Annotated in this window: 13 protein-coding genes; 8 read left to right on the forward strand and 5 right to left on the reverse strand. The window is 40.8% G+C overall.

Features of this window, described 5'->3' with window-relative positions; genetic code table 11:
• Positions 1 to 480 precede the first annotated feature (480 nt).
• The 4 genes from aspT to pdxY all read left to right on the forward strand — a co-directional run bounded on the left by aspT (position 481) and on the right by pdxY (position 6222).
• Positions 481 to 2184 carry an aspartate-alanine antiporter gene (aspT, locus tag AB4160_RS10110; RefSeq protein ID WP_102439057.1) on the forward strand — a complete coding sequence of 568 codons (1704 nt, stop codon included), beginning with the start codon at positions 481 to 483 and terminating at the stop codon, positions 2182 to 2184.
• Between the two features lie 90 nt (positions 2185 to 2274).
• The gene (locus tag AB4160_RS10115; protein WP_102520803.1) at positions 2275 to 3885 is read left to right on the forward strand and encodes a bifunctional aspartate transaminase/aspartate 4-decarboxylase; all 1611 of its coding nucleotides are present in this window, start codon (positions 2275 to 2277) and stop codon (positions 3883 to 3885) included.
• A 219-nt stretch (positions 3886 to 4104) separates the two neighbouring features.
• Positions 4105 to 5250 carry a BamA/TamA family outer membrane protein gene (locus AB4160_RS10120; RefSeq protein ID WP_372004484.1) on the forward strand — a complete coding sequence of 382 codons (1146 nt, stop codon included), beginning with the start codon at positions 4105 to 4107 and terminating at the stop codon, positions 5248 to 5250.
• A 117-nt stretch (positions 5251 to 5367) separates the two neighbouring features.
• Positions 5368 to 6222 (forward strand): pyridoxal kinase PdxY, encoded by an 855-nt coding sequence (gene pdxY, locus AB4160_RS10125; protein WP_372004487.1) that lies wholly within the window; start codon positions 5368 to 5370, stop codon positions 6220 to 6222.
• A gap of 191 nt (positions 6223 to 6413) precedes the next feature.
• Here pdxY and yghU read toward each other — a convergent pair whose 3' ends face one another.
• Complete coding sequence (gene yghU / locus AB4160_RS10130; protein WP_102477068.1) at positions 6414 to 7271, reverse strand: glutathione-dependent disulfide-bond oxidoreductase; 858 nt, start codon at positions 7269 to 7271, stop codon at positions 6414 to 6416.
• A 278-nt stretch (positions 7272 to 7549) separates the two neighbouring features.
• Complete coding sequence (locus AB4160_RS10135) at positions 7550 to 9622, reverse strand: M13 family metallopeptidase (protein WP_372004490.1); 2073 nt, start codon at positions 9620 to 9622, stop codon at positions 7550 to 7552.
• A gap of 287 nt (positions 9623 to 9909) precedes the next feature.
• On the opposite strand from AB4160_RS10135, the gene AB4160_RS10140 reads away from it, so the two are divergent.
• The 3 genes from AB4160_RS10140 (at position 9910) to AB4160_RS10150 (ending at position 12844) form a co-directional block, all read left to right on the forward strand.
• Positions 9910 to 10230, forward strand: coding sequence for a hypothetical protein (locus AB4160_RS10140; protein ID WP_102520806.1), 321 nt, complete (start codon positions 9910 to 9912; stop codon positions 10228 to 10230).
• Positions 10231 to 10310: 80 nt separating this feature from the next.
• A complete protein-coding gene (locus AB4160_RS10145; protein ID WP_102439177.1) occupies positions 10311 to 10847 on the forward strand; it encodes an NUDIX hydrolase in 537 nt (178 codons plus the stop codon).
• 530 nt (positions 10848 to 11377) lie between these two features.
• Positions 11378 to 12844 carry a carbon starvation protein A gene (locus tag AB4160_RS10150; protein ID WP_372004493.1) on the forward strand — a complete coding sequence of 489 codons (1467 nt, stop codon included), beginning with the start codon at positions 11378 to 11380 and terminating at the stop codon, positions 12842 to 12844.
• Between the two features lie 307 nt (positions 12845 to 13151).
• On the opposite strand, the gene AB4160_RS10155 is transcribed toward AB4160_RS10150, so the two are convergent.
• From AB4160_RS10155 to AB4160_RS10165, 3 genes are all read right to left on the reverse strand, one after another.
• Positions 13152 to 15077, reverse strand: coding sequence for a bifunctional diguanylate cyclase/phosphodiesterase (locus AB4160_RS10155; RefSeq protein WP_241901124.1), 1926 nt, complete (start codon positions 15075 to 15077; stop codon positions 13152 to 13154).
• Between the two features lie 506 nt (positions 15078 to 15583).
• Entirely contained in the window at positions 15584 to 16024 is a 441-nt protein-coding gene (gene cynS / locus AB4160_RS10160; protein WP_372004496.1) for a cyanase, read from the reverse strand.
• A gap of 50 nt (positions 16025 to 16074) precedes the next feature.
• Positions 16075 to 17796: a bifunctional protein-serine/threonine kinase/phosphatase gene (locus AB4160_RS10165; protein WP_303410594.1), complete on the reverse strand. Its 1722-nt coding sequence runs from the start codon at positions 17794 to 17796 to the stop codon at positions 16075 to 16077.
• Between the two features lie 409 nt (positions 17797 to 18205).
• Here AB4160_RS10165 and AB4160_RS10170 point away from each other — a divergent pair, with 409 nt between their 5' ends.
• A complete protein-coding gene (locus AB4160_RS10170; RefSeq protein ID WP_102520808.1) occupies positions 18206 to 18580 on the forward strand; it encodes a hypothetical protein in 375 nt (124 codons plus the stop codon).
• The last annotated feature ends 98 nt before the right edge of the window (positions 18581 to 18678 follow it).

The following is an 18678-nucleotide window of genomic DNA, read 5'->3' on the forward strand; positions in this document are numbered from 1 at the left end:
CTAAACCGCTAAACCGCTAAGCTTGCTGATACTTCATAATCATTTAGTCGGTGAGTTAAGCTAACTTTACTTGGCGCTCAATTCTGAACGCGAAGGCATAGTTCGCCATTTCCTATCTAATTCGTCTATTTTTTAGCTTTTTAATTTATTTTAATAAGTCTAGCAATCTTAGAAATCAACTACCCCTAAGTGAGTATGGCTTAAGGTTATAGTTATCAAGGGGTTTTTATTGGTATTTGATGGTTTGACTTTATTTTGTCTTTTACGAAGGGTTAGATCCATCAAAATGTATTAATCGGATTGTATGTTTATCCCTACGATGTTTTCCAAGGAAGCGAAAGACACAAGGTATCACTGGTCAAACGGTCGGATTGAAAGGTTCAATCTGGATTCAGCAGTGTTAATTCTAGCAAATATGCCAGTCAGTTCGCTCCACCTAATTCTTAATATGTAAACTTAACCTGTAAGGCAGCAATGATTATGAATATCATCCAAAATCTTTTTGCTATTTCGCCCTATATTGCGTTGTTTATTACTCTGGCACTTGGTTATCTGATCGGCAAAATTACCATAGGACGTTTTGTTCTTGGTGGTATTGCAGGTACCTTGTTGATGGGAGTATTAATTGGCCAATTTGGTGTGCAAATAGACCCAGGAGTCAAAACCATCTTCTTCGCATTATTTATTTATGCGGTAGGTTATCAAGGTGGGCCTCAATTCTTTGGCGCGCTTAACTTCAAAACTATCAACATTTTACTTTCCGCTGTCGTGATGACGGTAACCGGTTTAATTACGGTATTAGTGGCAGCTAAGTTATTTAGCTTAGACAGTGGTACTGCAGCAGGTCTTGCTGCCGGTGGCTTAACGCAATCAGCCATTATTGGTACTGCTGGTGATGCGATATCTCAATTAGGTGGCATGACCGAAGAAGCTAAAAGCTTGATGCAAACCAATGTGGCTGTGGGTTACGCCGTAACATACATCTTTGGTTCGTTAGGCCCAATTTTAATGGTGTCATGGTTAATTCCGACCTTTATGAAATGGGATATCCGCGAAGAAGCACTAAAGCTAGCTGAAAAAATGTCTGACGGTAAGCCTGAGCTGGCGCCAGGTGAATTTAATGCGATGACAGATCTTGTGTCACGTGCTTATAAAATTCCTACAGACAGTCGATTAATTGGTCAAGATATTCAAACTGTAAACGGTGATCTGCTTGATACCGCTATCGAAATGATTTCACGTGATGGTCAAAACATTGAAGTTGATAAATCAGTGGTGATAAAAGCGGGTGACATCTTAGTGGTAACCGGTCTTCGCCAAGCTATCGCTGGACACATAGAGTCTGCCAAGCATGAAGTGGCATTACCACGTGGCACCGTATTAATTGAAGAAAATCGTCAACTTGTTGCTAATGACAAGCAATTAATTGGTAAAACACTTGCACAGATTAAAGCTGAAACTAACGTGGATACCTTACGTGGTGTATATGTTACCGACGTGATCCGTGGTGGTAACTCGCAAAATATTTCAGCCGATTTTATCGTCCATAAAAATGACATTATTCAAGTCACTGGCTCTGCAAAAGATATTAACCGTATCGAAAAAGGCATCGGTAAGCGTTTAGTTTCATTATTTTCAACTGACTACGTACTGTTTGGTTTAGGTATGGTAGGTGGCTTATTAATTGGTCTGATTAACTTCGAAATAGCCGGTATTCCAGTGACAATTGGTTCAGGTGCAGGTTGTTTGATTTCAGGTTTATTTGTGGGCTGGTTACGTAGTCGTAAACCAAATATGGGATCACTGCCACTGGGCGCTTCAAACTTCTTACGTGACTTTGGTTTAGCGGTATTTGTTGGGGTTGTCGGTTTACAAGCAGGACCTCAGGCAATCGATATGGTTAAAGAAAACGGTTTAACCTTATTGTTCCTAGGTGTCGCGGTAACCATTATTCCACAAATTATCTCTTTCTTTATCTCTTACTACGTATTGAAGATTAAGAACCCGATTGAAGCACTAGCTTGTGTTGCAGGTGGCCGCAGCGCTAATCCAGGCTTTGCAGCTCTACTTGAAAAAGCAGGTAATGCAACACCGGTATTTGCTTTCACGGTCACTTACGCCATTGCCAATGTATTACTCACCCTTTGGGGTCCAATCATTGTCGGCATTATTTCAACCCAATAATTACCCTAGATAGTCGATGAGAGTGACGTCTCCTCTTATCGACTATCACCCCAAATTCACCCTTTTAAATTGATAAATAGGTAAAATATTATGACTACATCAAATACTCAAACTGTACCAACAATCGATTTCACTAAATTTGCCAACTTAAGCCCATTTGAATTAAAAGATAAATTGATTGAAGTGGCTAAAACCGTTCCAGATCGTATTTTATTGGATGCGGGCCGCGGTAACCCCAACTTCTTGGCCACCTTACCTCGTAAAGCATTCTTACGTTTAGGCGATTTTGCTATCGAAGAATCAGAGCGCAGCTACTCATACTTAAACGAAGGTTTTGGTGGTATTCCGGATGGTGTTGGCGTTGTTGAACGTTTTGACACTTTCGCAAAAGAAAACCTAAACAGAGATGGCGTTAAGTTTTTACAAAAAGCAATTAGCTATGCTAATGACCGTTTAGGTATTGATAAGCAAGCTTTTTTACACGAATTTGTAAACGCGTTTTTAGCCTGTAACTACCCTGTGCCTTCACGTATGTTAACCAACATTGAAAAAGTGGTTAAGCAGTACATAGGTGAAGAAATGTATGGCCCAATGCCAATGACAACTGACTTTGACCTGTTCGCTACTGAAGGTGGCACTGCGTCTATGACTTATACTTTTGCGACAATGTTCAACAATGGTTTACTTAAAAAAGGCGACAAAGTGGCGTTAGTGACGCCTATCTTTACCCCTTATTTAGAGATTCCAGAGCTTGCTGAATATGAGTTAGAAATTGTTGAATTACGCTTAGACGAAAATACATGGCAGTTACCACAATCAGAAATTGAAAAATTAGCTGATACCGGTATCAAACTATTGTGTGTGGTTAACCCTGCCAATCCTGCATCGGTTAAGTTTTCAAACGATACGTTAGACCGTTTAACTGACTTTGTTAACACACAGCGCAAAGATTTGTTCATCATCACTGATGACGTATATGGCACATTTGCAGACAACTTTATTTCGCTATTTGCCAAACTGCCATACAACACCTTATGTGTGTATTCATTCTCAAAATACTTTGGTGCAACCGGCTGGCGTTTAGGTACTATCGGTATTCATTATGAAAACGTATTTGATGATGCAATGCGTGCGTTACCAGAAGCGCATCAATTACAGTTAGATAACCGTTATAAAACACTGACACCTGAACCAAGAGACATTAAGTTTATTGACCGTATCGTTGCCGACAGTCGTGCTGTAGCCCTAAACCACACAGCTGGTTTAGCATTACCACAACAGGTGCAAATGGCATTATTTTCATTAAGTTGTTTAATGGACTTGGAAGATAATTACAAAGCAGCTTGTAAACGTATTATTCGTGAACGTTACATCACATTGTATAAAAACATGGGTGTTGAAATTGAAGAAAACGAAGACCGTGTTGATTACTACACCCTACTAGAGTTAGATGCTTTAGGTGGTAAACTTTATGGCGATGAGTTTGTACAATGGTTTAAAGATAACAATAAAGGTCAAGACTTCCTCTTTGTGTTAGCGTACAAAACAGGGGTAATTTTATTACCAGGTAAAGGATTTGATGTTGTTCATGCTTCAGTGCGTGTATCACTAGCTAACCTAACTCACTACGATTATGAGTTAATTGGTCGTGCGACAAGAGTCGTACTTGATGGCTACTTTGCAGAGTATCAAGCAAGCTAGTTAATCAATACCGCAGTTAATCAGTCAAATATTGACTGATGATTGAGAAATGAAAATGCCAATCTTTTGATTGGCATTTTTTATGCTTGATTGAAAAATTTTGTACTATATTTCACAGTTATACAAAGTATTAAAACAGCAACAAAGCTTAATTGGGCAAGATTGCGACATGGTGTATTAGCTGCGTGATACTAGAGCAAATGAATTAAGGGAGTATCTATGGGAACGATCAGGTTGAATTCTATTGTTATTGGCCCATTGCTGTGTATGCTGCTGACGCCTATGGCTGCTGTTGCTAATGATAATGCTGAAGATAGCGTTGCCAATGAGCCAAGCTCATTAGTGCCAAATTTAAAAGAAAACCAAGCACCTTTAACCGTGAATAAAGGCAATTTTGTGGCAGCGCCCATTCCGTTTTCAAATCCGACCATTGATTCAGGTTTAGGCGGATTAGTGGGCTACTTTTATCCACAAACCGCAGAGCAAAAAGCGGTACAACCTCCTTCTGTTACCGGTATCGCAGGGTTTTATTCCAGTAATGACAGTTGGGGCGCGGCAGTTGGCCATGCCAGTTATTGGGATAATAATAACTGGCATTTAAAAGGTGGGGTCGCCTATGCCGATTTAAAGCTGCCGTTAGTGTCAACCGAGTTGCTTGGTTTACCTATCGACGTTGATTGGGATATTTCTGGCTACGGTGCACTGCTTGAATTGGAGCGACGCATTAGTGGTAATTGGTTTGTCGGAGTTAATGGGGTATTCATTGATTTTGAACAAGACTTTAATGTTAACATTAGCTCCATCGATTTCGATTTACGAAATGAAATTGTCTCCGCAGGACTTGGTGCTGGGATTATTTATGATTCTCGTGATGTGCCTACTAACCCTTATGATGGTTATTACTTTAAGCTCAACGGCACTTTTTTTGATGATGCCATTGGCAGTGATACCAACTTTGAATCTTATTCATTAGAGTTTGATGGTTATTTTCCTGTGCATGAGTCGATAACCGTGGCTTATAAATTAAAAGGCTGTTTGAAAGAGGGTAGCGTGCCGCTATGGGCAGCTTGTCGTTTAGGGTTACGTGGTTTTTCATCCACTGAATATATGGCCTTAGGTGCCATTGAAACAGAAGCTGAAGCCCGTTGGCGTTTTCATAAGCGCTGGGGATTAGTGGGTTTTATTGGCGCAGGTAAATTGGATGATGTGAATCATGCGGATAAATCTGATGATATCATTCCTTCATACGGTATTGGCGTGCGCTTTATGCTACAACCAGCAGAGCGAATCAATTTACGCTTAGATTATGCTCGCTCATCCAATAATAATGATGCGCTTTATCTTTCTGTCGGGGAAGCATTTTAATATCGTTATTTTAGTCTATGACTTACATTAGATGTTGTTTATATTGGTTGTCGTTAACTGATATTCTTTAAATGTAGATAGTTAATTATTCTTAAAACATAAATAAAAGAGAGTGTTATGAAAGGTGTCATTTCGATCCAGTCGCATGTTGTTTACGGGCATGCAGGAAATAGTTCTGCAGTATTTCCTATGCAGCGTATGGGTTTAGAAGTTTGGCCTATTCATACAGTGCAGTTTTCAAATCATACTCAGTACCAACAGGGCTGGACTGGGCGGGCTTTTTCTGCCGATGATATTAATGAGCTGGTGGCGGGTATTGGTAACATAGGTAAGCTTGCAGATTGTCAGGCGGTGCTATCAGGTTACCAAGGTAGTGCTGAGCAGTGCCAAGCAGTGATCCAAACCATTCAAACGGTTAAAGAGATCAATCCTCAGGCTATTTATGTGTGTGATCCTGTAATGGGTGACCCTGAAAAGGGCTGTATTTTGGCTGATGGTATTACTGAGCAATTAATTAAACAACTTATGCCTCTGGCTGATGTGATTGTACCTAATCAATTTGAGCTGAGTCAGTTCACTCAAATGGATATTACCAATCTTGAGCAAGCTAAAGCAGCTTGCCAAAAAGCATTGTCTTTAGGGCCTGATATTGTGTTGGTTAAGCATTTACACAGCATCGCTGATGAGACATTCACCATGATGCTGGCAACCCAAGAGGGTTGTTATATCAGTCAGCGTCCACAACTTGAGTTCGTAAAACAGCCAGTTGGTGTTGGTGATTTAATTTCGGCGTTATTTACCGCAAGTTTAGTGCAAGGCTTATCTGCTGTTGAGGCATTTGAACATGCAACAGATGCTTGTTATGGCGTGTTAAAAGAGACCGCCCATCAGCGCCAGTGGGAGCTACAAACTATTGCAGCCCAGCAAGAGCTGGTCACACCTTCAGAGCACTTTAAAGCGATTAAAGTTTAGTGGTTTAGGTTTATAGGTTGAGCTTTAATGATTTGGCTTTAATAAATAAGTATCGCAATGTTTAGTTATAAGGCCTTTGACCTAACTGAATAAATCAGAGCTAAATAAAAACCACGCTAATTAGATTAAGCGTGGTTTTTTGTTTAAATGGCATAGCTATTATCTGAATTAAGAGTTTTAAGACGCTTAATTTACGGCTGTTTATTCAGTACCTCATCAATATCAGCTGCACTGTGGCGATTAGGCAGTTGCTCCCATTCTTCGCCCCATGAGCGATTGACGATACGACCACGCTTTACTGCTTGGCGCTGGGCAATAATATTGGCCCAACGAACTAAGTTCGGATAGCTTGCGACATCTAAAAACTCTGCAGCATCATAAAGATGGCCCAGCACCAAACTGCCGTACCATGGCCAAATTGCCATATCGGCAATGGTGTATTCATCACCGGCAATAAAGGCATGTTTCGCTAATTGCTTATCAAGCACATCAAGTTGACGTTTGGTTTCCATAGCGAAGCGATTAATCGGGTATTCAAATTTTTCTGGGGCATATGCATAAAAGTGACCAAAGCCGCCCCCCAGATAAGGCGCTGCTCCTTGAAGCCAAAATAACCAATTTAGCGTTTCTGTGCGCAGAGCAAAGTCTTTTGGTATGAAGTGACCGAACTTATCTGCTAAATAAACTAAAATCGCGCCAGACTCAAATACTCGCACCGCTTTAGCACCTGAGTTATCGGATAATGCTGGAATTTTAGAGTTTGGATTGATATCAACAAAGCCTGATGAGAACTGCTCACCTTCGCCAATATTAATCAAGTAAGCATCGTATTCTGCCTCTTTTACCCCTTTGGCTAGTAGCTCTTCTAGCATGATGGTGACTTTCTGGCCATTTGGTGTGGCTAATGAATGCAGCTGAATTGGGTTGCTGCCAATAGCTAATTCTTTTTGGTGACGAGCGCCTGAGTCTGGTCGGTTAATACTTGCCCATTGACCACCGTTTTCTTGATTCATGGTCCAGACTTTTGGTGGTACATATTCGTTGCTCATGATGTTTCCTTATCTGTGTCACTATTCTGTTTTAAAAGCATGTGTTTTAAAAGCGTGCGTTGTTATATGCGCGGGTATAAATCAGATATTGGGACTAATACGAAATTAACAATGATAAAGCTCATAACCATTGGTTATTGTTCAGCTGCGAATATCATATGGATTGACTGTTACTTTAAAGTGGGTTCATTACATAACTTAAAGATAAAAAATGCCAGTCAATTGAACTGGCATTTTGGTTTTTTAATCAAGTTTGATTAGCTCTGATTATTGCTTAACTACCAAATACGCACACGTTGATCTTCTGGTAGGTACAGCTTGTCACCAGGTTTAACATCAAAGGCTTTGTACCATGCATCATGGTTACGTGGCGCTAATGCGCGGTAACGCCCTGGCGCGTGAGTACCTGCACGAAGCTGACTTAACATACTTTGCTCAGTACGTTTTTCTTTCCACACTTGCGCCCATGCTAAAAAGAAGCGTTGATCGCCTGTAAGGCCATCAATAATCGGCGCTTCTTTGCCGTTTAAACTCAGTTGATAAGCGTTATACGCCATGGCTAAGCCGCCAACATCACCGATATTTTCACCAAGGCTATTACGGCCATTAACGAAGTTTTCTGGGATTGGCTCATATAAACTGTATTGCGCTGCTAGCTGGTCAGCTTTAGCATCAAATGCCGCTCTATCTGAGTCGGTCCACCAATTACGCTGAATACCGTTGGCGTCCGATTTTGAGCCCTGGTCATCAAAACCATGGCCCATTTCGTGGCCAATAACGGCGCCAATGCCGCCGTAGTTCACTGCGGCATCTGCGTTAGGGTCAAAGAATGGTGGCTGTAAAATTGCGGCTGGGAATACAATCTCGTTGAATGAACTATTGTAATAGGCATTGACAAATTGTGGCGTCATGCCCCAACGGTTACGGTCGGTTTTTTGTAGCTCTTTAGCGACGCTGTCAGCATGAAAATATTGACGTAGGTTGTGGATGTTCGCCACTAAATCTTTGCTTGTCAGTGATAAACCATCAAACTGTTGCCATACATCTGGGTAACCAATCTTTGGTTTAAATGCGGCAAGTTTAGCGTGTGCATTGACTTTAGTTTCAGCACCCATCCAATCTAGGCCATCAATACGTTGACCGAGAGAAGTACGTAAGTTCTCAACTAATTCCGCCATTTGCTGTTTTGATGATTCAGGGAAATAACGTGCCACATACACTTTACCAATCGCAAAACCTAATGATTGCGTGCCCGACATTTCAGCGACTGCGCGTTTCCAGCGTGGTTTAGGCTCTTCTTGCCCGCTTAACTCTTTACCGTAAAAAGCAAAGCTGGTGTTGTAGATGTCTTCAGATAATAATTCTGCATTATTACTGATGGTGTGGAACTTAAGGTAATCCTGCCAAACATTAAGTGGTTGCTGATTAATTAAGGCAATCATTGCTTTAACTGGCTCAGGCTGTGAGATATTTAATTGTGGAACTTGATAGCCCGTTTGTTCGATAAATAAATCCCAATTAAAGCCTGGGTATTGCGCTGCTAAATCAGCACGTTTAACTTGGTTGAGGGTCAGGTCGCGGTTACGGCGCTTTTCTCTTGGCCATTGACCTTCAGCAATTTTTGTTTCTAATGCCAGTATGGCTTCAGCGCGAGCGCTGCCATCTTTGATACCAGTGAAAGCCAGCATGGCTGTAATGTGCTCAACATAGGCTTTGCGGATGTTAACGAAACGTTCACTGTCTTCTAGATAATAAGAACGGTCGGGTAAACCTAGACCACCTGCGCCAATAGACATTTCATATTGATCTGGATTGATGCGATTAAACCACATGCCACCATAAATTGGCGATGCAGCATCGGTTAACCAAGTTTGACCGAAGACTTTGGTTAAGTCGTCGGTGTTGTTAATGTTGTTGATGCTATCAAGGGTTGCTTGAATTGGGCTGACACCCAGCTTATTAATGGTGTTAGTGTCCATGTAAGCATTATAAAAATCAGCGATAAGTTGCTCTTCAGCATTTAAGTCATTGCGGCTGGTGATATCATCAATGATTTCTTTAACTTGGGTTTCACTGCGCTCAGCTAATGCTGTAAATGCGCCATAACGAGTTTTATCTGCTGGCATGTCAAAGTTGTCATACCAAGTACCACTGGCATACATAAAGAAGTCATCACCGGGTTTAACTGCTTCATTGCGGGCGCTTAAATCAACCCCAAAGCTACCAAGCTCAGCTGCGCCTTTGGCTTGGGCAGTGACTTCTGCTGCTTCATTAGTGACTTTGACATCAGATGTACCGCATGCGGTTAAAAAACTGGAGGCGAGGGCGAGGGCGATTAAGGACTTTTTCATTATTATCTTCTTCCTTGTTGGTAATTAAAGTATTTATAGAGCGTTTTTTAGATAAAAATTAGCTAACAATATTGTTAAGCCAAGGGGAAATGTCAACCTTGTAATTGTTAGCAAGTTTGAGCAAAGCATTGTTGGGCGTTAAGTTATTCGGCTAGAAGTAGTAACACCATGCTTTAAAGCTTGTTTGGGCGGTGAGTTTTAACCGCAGTTAACGGGCGCATATTAATCTGCGCGTAGTTTGTGTATAACTAGTTTATACAATTCAGTTTCAGCTTTTTAGGCTAATTATGTCCAGCAACCCAATTGCTAATAAACAATCAATTATCATCATTTTAAGCTTGCTGTTAGCAACGGTTTCAGCGGTGATCTATATTACCAAGGCTCACCAAAGCCATAGCCCCGAAACTTGGACATCATTTGTTTATAAAAATGGTTATGAGTCAGCCAGTTATTTGATGCAAGATGGTTTTAATGATTATGCTTCATGCAAAATTTACTCCCAAGATATGTCTGTCACTTATCAGAATGCCCCTTGGCAATGTGGGTCTAAATGCCGCTTTGATTCAATGAGGCAAGGTTTTGAATGCGAGTCGATGATTAACGATTAATCAGTAGTTGCCGCTAACCTCTTAGATTGAAATCAAGTTATTTGCCACGTATCATGCGCTTTTTCATCATATTGAATATTATGCGCCACTTAAAAACCTGTCATCACTCTGACACACCTATCGAGTTTGTTGCTGCTAATCAACCACATATGCTGACGCGAATTGCTGCTAGAGCAATTGTATTAAAAGGTAATAATATTTTGATGTTATATACCGAGCGTTATCACGATTACAGCTTGCCAGGTGGCGGTGTTGATGCCCATGAAGATATTGAGCAAGGGTTGATCCGCGAGTTACAAGAAGAAACCGGTGCGAAATCTATTAGCAATATTACCGCATTTGGGGTTTATGAAGAGTATCGCCCTTGGGATCGTGATGGCTATAAAGTGATAAACATGCTGAGCTACTGTTTTAGCTGTGAGATAGATAGTGAGCTGGGTGAGACCCGATTTGAAGCCCACGAAATTAGCAACGGCATGCAGCCTGTATGGATTGATATTGATGAAGCGATTCAGCACAACCTTAATACCATTGCCAATAGCGCTAAAAAAGGTTTATCCATTGAACGTGAAACCTTTTTACTTAAGCTAATTAAAGCTGAGCTTATCAATAGCTAGCTTTGAGCTAAGAGGATACTTGGGGTCGTAGAGTTAGTGTTGAGCTAATAATGGTTACTCAACATATTCCTTTAACGCCCAGCAAATAACGTAGGGGCGTCGTCATTGCGGCGAGTATGGTTATAACTGCTTAGTGCTTAATTGCTAAGCTCTTTAATAAATAGCTACCTTGCTACTTTTTGAGATGTGAACGTTCTTTTGAATTTCCAAGTATGGACGGTGATCACAAAAATGGCTTTTGCTTGCAGGTTTATTAATTAGTAATTAAGCAACAGTTTTGAAATACAGTTTTCATAGAGACTGACTAAATTATTGAAATAGCTGTTTTATTAGTGGCTTAAGCTTTATTGATAGGGGCGATTTGATGTCACGCGAATGATTATTTCTTTTGGTTGGTAATATATCTACAGTTTAATGATTTGAGTAACGCAACCCCGACCTTGGTATAACTCTGGATAGCTTGACCAATGTTAGTAACTACCTGACACTCTATGCTAACCAAATACCCTACCAAGTATGGATAATAAAAAATGCTAATTTTCTTTATTTGTATTGCGATGTTAGTCCTCGCTTATAAATTCTACAGCCCTTTTGTTGAGCGCCAAGCGGGCATTGACCCAAATGCAAAAACACCTCAAACACGTTTTGACGATGGGGTTGATTACGTCAAAGTTCATCCCGTTAGAGCGTACCTTATTCAATTTTTAAACGTTGCTGGTGTCGGGCCAATCTTTGGTCCTATCCTGGGGGCATTATACGGTCCAATCGCCTTAGTGTGGATTGTATTGGGTAATATTATTGGCGGCGCGGTGCATGATTACTTCTCTGGAGTTATGAGCATCAAAGAAGACGGTAAAAGCTTACCTGAAATCGCCGGTCACTATTTTAATGTGTACTTTAAAGGGGTGATGTTGGTATTCACTGCGATGTTATTGTTCTTCGTTGGTGTGGTGTTCATTATGAGTCCTGCGGGACTGTTAAGTAACTTAGAGTTATTTGAAGGTACCATCTTGGCTAACAATACCTTTTGGGTATTGGTTATTTTAGGCTATTACTTCTTAGCGACACTGTTACCCATTGATAAAATTATCACTAAATTGTACCCATTATTTGGTCTACTCATGATTGTGATGACAGTATCAATTGCAGTGGCACTGCTTATCAGTGCGCCGCAATTGCCCGAGATTGCAGATATTTTTGCTTATTTTGACCATAGCCATTACAACAATGATTTACTGGAGCCAAATCCTGATGGTTTACCAGTATGGCCGTTATTATTTGTCACCATAACTTGTGGTGCCATTAGTGGTTTCCATTCTACTCAAGCCCCTATTATGGCTCGCTGTTTAACCAATGAAAAATATGTTCGCCCAGTTTATTATGGCGCAATGATGTCTGAAGGTATTGTTGCTTGCGTATGGGCAACAGCAGGTATTGCGGCTTTCCCTGGTGGATATGTTGAGCTTAAGAGTATTCTTGATGCGGGTGGGCCTGGCCTTGTAGTGAACCAAGTTGCGAGCACTTATCTTGGCGTTGCTGGTGGTATTATGGCGATTATTGCTGTAGCAATTTTCCCGATAACCTCAGGGGATACCGCGTTCCGTTCATTACGTTTGACCATCATTGATGCGTTTAAAATCCCGCAAAGTATGCGTAACCGTTTGCTATTAGCCATTCCAATTCTGGTGATTGCATACTTTATGACTAAGATTGATTTCTCATTAATCTGGCGCTATTTTGCCTTCTCCAACATGTTACTTTCAACCAGTGTACTGTGGTTGGCAACTAAGTACTTATTTAACCGTGGTACTTTCCATTGGATTGTGAGTTTACCTGCAATCGTCGGTACTTCTATCACAGTCTCTTATATTATGACTGCGGGTGTTGGCCTTGGTTTACCACAAGAGTTAAGCCAGCCAGTGGGTATCGCTGTTGGGATTATATGTTTAGTAGGGCTGATTATTGCCCACAGTAAACGTAAAGTCGCGCACGCTTAATAGGCTCTGATATCGGCTAATTCTGCAATGATTTAAACGATAGATGATAACAATTAGGTGATCGCAGTTAAGCAATCACATAAAAGATGTTATTTAAGCCCCAAAAACCGATGTATGCATCGGTTTTTTTATGCCTAAATTGGGTCGTACAGCAAGTTAAAAAGCCAGCTTAGAAGTCAGTTGATGATCAGTAATAGCGATTAGCCATTCTATTCACTGAGTGTGGTCAATTTGACGTATCCCAAAAAATGAAGGGCAAGGTAGATGCTGCTATCATGCCCTTTATTAAGGCTAGCTGCGGTTAGGTTTATTCATCTTTATTGATAATCGGATTACACACACCTGTGCCCGTTAATGCAATATGGTTGAGGTTGTTTTTAATCACTTTAGAACCAACATTGAATGAGGTTTCAGGTCGACTGATGAGGTAACCTTGCACACAATGAATGCCCAGTTTTTTGATTAATTCAAATTGAGAGGCCACTTCAACGCCTTCAGCAACCACTTTTAAATCAAGGGTTTTCCCCAAGTTACTAATCGAATCTAAAATCTTTTCGTATTTAGGGTTAATAGTAGCTTGGTCAATAAACAGCTTATCAATTTTGATCACATCAACGGGTAAATTAGCCAATGTTGAAAGGGAGCTAAAGCCAGTGCCAAAATCATCGATGGCAATTAATACCCCTTGGCGGCGTAGTTTTTGTAAATCATTAATAATAGTGTCAGATGCATGGATTAAACATGATTCTGTTATTTCCAATAATAATGCTCTAGCTGGTAAGCCTGTTTTCGCTAAGGTGTCCATAATCCAGTCGTATAACGGCACATGCTTTAATTGCACCCCTGAGATATTCACTGAAATTCGGACTTTATTCATGCCGGCATTGTGCCAAGCTGACATTTGGCGACAGGCTTCAAATAAAATCCAGTTACCCAGTTCAATGATCAAGTTTGAGTCTTCTGCGATTGGGATAAATTCAGTTGGGGTGATTGGGCCTTCAATAGGGTGATTCCAACGGACTAAGCATTCGAAGTAATCGATACTGCAGTCATCAACGCTGACAATCGGTTGAAATGATAAGCTGAAATTTTGGCTGGCAATGGCTAAACGCATTTCTTCGAGTAGGTAGTGATAGCGGCGAATTTTATTACCCATTTCTGGCGAATAGACACGAAAAATACCGCGGCCATCGGCTTTGGCGCGGTACATGGCCACATCGGCCATTTGTAATAGTGTATTGGGGTTTGATGCGCTGTCAGGGTAGCTAGCAATGCCAATGCTAGCACCAATTTTTATGATTTTATTACCAAGTACGAAATCTCGTTCAACTTCTTGTAGCACGTTTTTAGCGACTTCCACTGCACGGTTGTCATCGTCAATGTGATCAATAAAAATAGAGAATTCATCACCGCCTAAGCGGGATAGATTTAGCTCTAAATTTACCCCAGAGCCGATATAGCTAAGGTCATGGTTTCTGATCACTGTGGATAATCGATTGGCAACTTGAATGAGCACTTCATCGCCAAAGCTGTGGCCAAAGGAGTCATTAACCTGTTTAAATCCATCTAAGTCTATGAATAGTAAGGCTTGTTTGGTGCCATCTTTTTGGGCGCGTTGTAACTGTTTTTCTAAGTGTTCAAGGTAGGCATGGCGATCGACAAGACCGGTGAGCTTGTCTTGAAATATAGTTAACTGGGTATCAATATTTTGTTGTTTTACATGCCTATTTAACTCATTTAATGCCACGCTAATGTGTGACAGAGTATTGTTAGTGTGATTGTTTGGCTGCTTTATTTTGAAGGTCGCTAACAATTTATCGGTTTCATTACTGATAAATTCAAGTGATGCACTGTTCTTCTTATCAGAACTGGCTTTGATATAAAAAGGGATAAAGCAGGCAAATAGAAACATGAGTAGTAATGGCACATTACTGAACATCATCATAGCGCCAAACACGTCTGTGACCTTGACTACGGTGAGTTCATTGTCATCCCGAGCCAGTACCGCAAAGTAATGCTGCCCAGATTTCACGATATCATTTTCTAAAAACAGCCACTTTTCCCAATTGGAATTAGTATCTATGACATTGGCAGGTGCAATCTTAATTACGTTGTGGTGAAAATTTTCAGTATGAATAGCATCGATACCCTGGCTAAAACTTAACACCAGTAATACGTTCATCATCATCAAAAAGCTAATTAACATGAATACGAACTTTGAAATTTTAGTCATAAAGAGTCTTAGTAAAGTGTGCCGATTGAAAATCGTATGATGTTCGCATTTTGTTTACGGTAGTTAGCAATTTTGTTTCAATGATGTAGCGGCTGAATTATAAGCTCATTAATACGGGGATACAAGATTTTTTGGGTTATCGAATTGTTAAAAAGTGCAATAAATATAATGTGTTACGAATGTAACAAAGCTTTTTCTGTGGACGAGGGAAGCGTTTTAACCAGATTTGTAACTGGCTTTAAATTGGCTTTTTTTACAGTGCAATAAGGTGAAGTAATAATATGAATTAGCATTATATTCGGCACTATAGCCAATTGGCTTTGACCCGTCAGTTATTTGCCCAACATAGATGGCACAAAAGTATTAAGGTAATAGCGCTGCTTCGGTTAACTTTATCGCGTCACTGTTACAAAAATCCCACCGCCCATTAATGGCGATAGGATTTATTAATCGGCGAGGCATGGTCTAGGTAGTTACACCTTGTCTAGCTCAGTTGTAATTGCCAGTTACCATTTCTTATAAGGTAAAAATTTACCATTCATGGTCACTAATACGCGATCGCCTTTGGGATCTTCAATTTTATCAATGTTTAAACTAAAATCGATTGCGCTCATTATCCCGTCACCAAATTTTTCATGGATCACAGCTTTCATCGGCATACCATACACCTGCATGATCTCGTAAAAGCGATACACCAATGGATCGGTAGGCACTGTCGGGCCTAAGCCTTTAAGTTGGGAGTTGGTTAGTGGCATCATTTGCTCTGCTTCGATACCTAAGGTTTGTGCAATTTGAATTGCTTCAGCTTCAGATGCACAGGCTTGGCCGTAGCATAATGCCGCCACCCAGACCTCATCTCGGCCCACCATCTGACCTATATCATTGAAGGTGAGTTTTTGTGCTTTTTTGGCAGCTAAAATCGTTTTACTTAGGGTGTTGATTTCCATAGTGCAGCTCCAGTTTAAGTGACATAGTTAAGGTAAAGTTAATTAGCACATCAGCGAAATATTAATAGCAAGATGATGAGACTTAAGATTGCACAAATCCCTTGCCAGAACTTAACAGGCTCGCGCTCGATAAGTGGGGCACGGGTTTTATTTAAAAAAGCTTGAGTGGGATGACGCAAGTCGTATAAGTATTCTGATAATTCACTGTAGCGTTTATAAGGATTAGGATGGAGCGCTTTTTTTAACGCATCATCAATCCAGGCCGGGATGTCGCGCTCATCATCCAGTACTGATTGATATACCAAGCGGTTTTGCGCCGCTTTGGTCCTTGCTTGGGACATCTTACCGTCGAAGGGTAATTTGCCGCTGAGCATTTGATAGGTGATCACCGCCAGTGAAAAGTTATCAGCCATATGGGTGATAACTTCACCTACAAAGTATTCGGGGGCGGTATACTGCACTGTGCCGAGAATATCGGCATGTACGATTGGGGATGATATTTCAGCAAGACCAGCTACTTTGGTGGCGCCAAAATCTATGATTTTTACCATGCCATTAATGTCAATCATGATGTTTTCAGGGCGTAAATCTTGATGGATCATTTCTTGCCGATGAAAAGCCCGCAAGCCTTTAGCTATTTGCTCGACAATATCACGCACGGTTTCAATAGCGGGTTGTGGATTATCTAACATCCACTGGCTCAGGGTAATGCCTTCGATGTATTCCATGGCTACATAGAGATAATTACGCTGTTTAGTGGGCGGACAAGGCTTAAGGATATGGGCATTATTTAGCCTTCTGGCAATCCACTCTTCCATTAAAAATCGTTCAAGATAAGCAGGATCACCTTGTAAATCTATTGATGGTGTTTTAATGACAACTTTTTCTAGGTTGTCGATATCCATGGCCAAGTACACATGGCTGCGACTGCTATGGTGCAAAGCCCTGAGGATTTGATAGCCGTCAAAATTCATTCTGGCATCAAGAATAGGTGGAAAAGGTTGTTCGGTGAGTTTTTGTAAAGCTTCATCAGCGCTTTGCAGCGGCAAGTCATCAATGCGGATAATTTGAATGGTTAAATTGTCTTGGCTGCCATTGGCCAGTGCAACCTCTGCAATGACTTGGGCGGCAATATCTAAGGCTTGATGATGTAATTTTATTAATGAGTTAATTTCGTCTTCGGAAATAAATTCATAAATGCCATCGGTTGTTAAGATAAAAGTATCACCGACTTCTAGTGCCTTAGCATCATAATCGATTTCTAAGAAGGGGCTGATACCTAGGCCGCGGTTAAGGTAGCTTTTATGAGCGTTTATCCACAGGCGGTGATCTTCAGTAAGCTGAGTTATTTCATTATCCCGCAACCGATAAATGCGGCTATCACCAATATGAAATATATGGGCAGTGGTCGATTTGAAGACCATCGCGCTTAAAGTGCATACATAACCACGATCGTTATCAAATCGATGTTCACTTTTTTGGGATTGGGAATAGAGCCAAGAGTTTGTGGCGGTTAGCACCTGAGCGGCGGACTTTTTAACCGACCAAGATTCTGGCGTGCAACTATAGTCATCTAAAAAGCCCCTTACGCTAGCTTCACTGGCAATTTGGCTCACATCACTACTACTGATCCCATCAGCAATGGCAATAGCAATGCCCTTAGAGGTCAATAGTGGTTGCTTTGGGATCGTGGCGCCATGAAAATCTTGATTGATTTCCTTAATGCCTTTGTTGGAATATTGGCCTATTGAAACGGTGAGCTTTCGAGTCATATATTTTCTTATTAAGCTAAAAGTAATGGCTCATCAATGCCAATCATAAATACTTGCTTTTAAGTGCAACTAACATTCCAAAACGTGGCCAGTGCGCAATGTTAACTCAGTCAAAAGGCTAACAAGTTATAGCGTTGCAGCATTACTATTGCCTAGCGGTAACTAAGTTAAACCAATGAAAGTCTGTGATGGCGCTCAGTTGGTCGTTTGCTTTGTTACGTAATGGTGCAGTGCGAATAATTAACGCACTTAAATAGATCGAAATAGCGGCTGTGACTGGCTTATTGGCTTTGGGGTTAAAACATTATCCATTAGCAATAGTTAATTTAACGGGCTGTGTTTTATATAACGGTTTATATCTTTAAAATCAGTATAATTATACTTAAGCTAATTAACTGTGGAACACGCTGTGCTTACAAAAATACTGGTAACCTTGTTAGTGATCGTCGCTTGTGTGCTGTACATACGCAGCGGTCGTGGCACAAAGAAAAAGCCGGCTTTAGTGTCAATGGGCAGTGATTCTTCACCGCTATTTTCAAAGTTGATTATTTATCCGATGATCGCCGTTTCGATGCTAGTAACTGCAGCCTTTTGGGGCTGGTCATGGTATGACGATAATAAAATTGTGCAAGTGACCATTTCATCGCCTGTTGAAGCGATGTCGGCAACTTATTATGTGCGCAAAAAAGACATTGAAGCGCAGCGTATTACCACTGTGGATGGCATTCAAATTCGCTTATCTAACCAAGAGCGTATAACGGTAGCGGCACCTACTACGAAGTGATTTTCAGCTCGACTCGATGAACAAGTTATTTAGTTTTTCGTTTGCCATTGCAAACAAAACCTCATAAAGCGTTTGAGTAGTGGATTTTGGTATTTGTC

Origin of the sequence: Shewanella sp. 10N.286.51.B8, from assembly GCF_041469325.1 — a bacterium.
GTDB lineage: Bacteria > Pseudomonadota > Gammaproteobacteria > Enterobacterales > Shewanellaceae > Shewanella.

Bases quoted from the DNA above. Each gene is read 5' to 3' on its own strand.
- aspT (WP_102439057.1), top strand. From the start codon at position 481: ATGAATATCATCCAAAATCTTTTTGCTATTTCGCCCTATATTGCGTTG.
- AB4160_RS10115 (WP_102520803.1), top strand. From the start codon at position 2,275: ATGACTACATCAAATACTCAAACTGTACCAACAATCGATTTCACTAAA.
- AB4160_RS10120 (WP_372004484.1), top strand. From the start codon at position 4,105: ATGGGAACGATCAGGTTGAATTCTATTGTTATTGGCCCATTGCTGTGT.
- pdxY (WP_372004487.1), top strand. From the start codon at position 5,368: ATGAAAGGTGTCATTTCGATCCAGTCGCATGTTGTTTACGGGCATGCA.
- yghU (WP_102477068.1), bottom strand. From the start codon at position 7,271: ATGAGCAACGAATATGTACCACCAAAAGTCTGGACCATGAATCAAGAA.
- AB4160_RS10135 (WP_372004490.1), bottom strand. From the start codon at position 9,622: ATGAAAAAGTCCTTAATCGCCCTCGCCCTCGCCTCCAGTTTTTTAACC.
- AB4160_RS10140 (WP_102520806.1), top strand. From the start codon at position 9,910: ATGTCCAGCAACCCAATTGCTAATAAACAATCAATTATCATCATTTTA.
- AB4160_RS10145 (WP_102439177.1), top strand. From the start codon at position 10,311: ATGCGCCACTTAAAAACCTGTCATCACTCTGACACACCTATCGAGTTT.
- AB4160_RS10150 (WP_372004493.1), top strand. From the start codon at position 11,378: ATGCTAATTTTCTTTATTTGTATTGCGATGTTAGTCCTCGCTTATAAA.
- AB4160_RS10155 (WP_241901124.1), bottom strand. From the start codon at position 15,077: ATGACTAAAATTTCAAAGTTCGTATTCATGTTAATTAGCTTTTTGATG.
- cynS (WP_372004496.1), bottom strand. From the start codon at position 16,024: ATGGAAATCAACACCCTAAGTAAAACGATTTTAGCTGCCAAAAAAGCA.
- AB4160_RS10165 (WP_303410594.1), bottom strand. From the start codon at position 17,796: ATGACTCGAAAGCTCACCGTTTCAATAGGCCAATATTCCAACAAAGGC.